This is a genomic window from Pseudomonas sp. P5_B2 (genome assembly GCF_056400445.1).
In genome coordinates, this window is sequence record NZ_JBFULH010000915.1 from 1 (window position 1) to 1310 (window position 1310).

Consider the following 1310-nt stretch of genomic DNA (forward strand, 5'->3'; position numbering starts at 1 on the left):
ACCATTACTTCAACGAAGTTCTGCAAAGCACCAGGCTGACCGGAAGTCGCTTTCTTCGCCGCCATGCGGAAAAGAAGTACGAAGATCAGACCCAACGCGACCGACCAGCCGAGGGTATCGACGTGGAAAGCCCAGAAGCCCATTTCTTTGGCTTCTGCTGCGGTGTGGGCAAAACCCCACCCGCCAGTTGGGTGCTGACCGAAGGTCAGGTTTTGCAAGTGGTGCTGGATATAGCCCGAAGCGGTTGTCTCTGCCATGGTTGCCTCAAACGCCCTAAGGTCTCGAAAGTCTTGTTCTCATCAGCAGGGGCGCGAACCAGCTGACCAGTTGGGTCAACACGAAGACGCCGAATACAGCTAGCGGCGCCAATGGCTTCACACCTGCAAACGTCAATGCAAAGAGCACTGCCGTCAAAATCAGTTTGCCCGCCTCACCGGCATAAAAAGACCGGACGATGGCTTGAGCTGCTCGGGCGCCGGAAAACCGAAATGCCCTGTGAGCGAAATAAACATTGGGAAGCAAGGCTATCAAGCCTCCGCAGAGTCCTGAGTACCCGGCTACGACTCCATGCCAGTACCAGAGCGCCAAGGCGGCCAGTACCAAAACGACAAATTGAGCCAGTAACACCGGAAAAACTGCCAGGCGATGGAACGGCAAGCGGTTTGGCGTGCGGCTCTCCATCGTTATTGCTCCCCAATGATCGGCTGCCAGAATTCAATAACTTGGCATAATTTGTGCCGACAAAATGCGCGCAGAGTATAGGTGCGGTTCCGCCCCTATTCAACTGTCAGGTAGTGATTTCCGACTGCACGCTACATGAGGAAATGTTTCAACGAATGTGTGCAAGCACACCCTGCAACTCGTCGAGGGAGTTGTAACCAATAACCAACTGCCCTTTCCCCTTCTTACCGTGGCGAATCTGCACCGCAGAGCCTAGGCGCTCGGCCAGGCGCTGCTCGAGTCGGGCAATATCCGGGTCCGGCTTTACCGGTTCAGCATGCTCCTGTTTGCCACTCAACCACTGGCGAACCAGTGCTTCAGTCTGGCGCACAGTCAGCCCCCGTGCGACAACGTGTCGCGCCCCTTCAACCTGTTGATTCTCCGGTAAACCGAGCAAAGCACGCGCATGACCCATTTCCAGGTCGCCGTGCGACAGCATGGTCTTGATAACTTCCGGCAACGCGATCAAGCGTAGCAGGTTGGCCACGGTCACGCGGGATTTGCCCACTGCTTCAGCAACCTGTTGCTGAGTCAGCTGGAATTCCTGCTGCAAACGCTGCAACGCCACGGCTTCTTCGATCGGATTAAGG

Annotated in this window: 2 protein-coding genes and 1 pseudogene; all 3 read right to left on the reverse strand. The window is 56.0% G+C overall.

Going from position 1 to position 1310, the window contains the following annotated elements; translation table 11 throughout:
- Positions 1 to 257, reverse strand: a pseudogene (locus AC1DRJ_RS27965) (F0F1 ATP synthase subunit A); the annotation flags it as partial.
- A 16-nt stretch (positions 258 to 273) separates the two neighbouring features.
- Entirely contained in the window at positions 274 to 681 is a 408-nt protein-coding gene (locus AC1DRJ_RS27970; RefSeq protein ID WP_007948092.1) for a F0F1 ATP synthase subunit I, read from the reverse strand.
- 148 nt (positions 682 to 829) lie between these two features.
- Positions 830 to 1310, reverse strand: a 481-nt coding sequence (locus AC1DRJ_RS27975; RefSeq protein WP_477804996.1) for a ParB/RepB/Spo0J family partition protein, incomplete at its 5' end; no start/stop codon positions are given.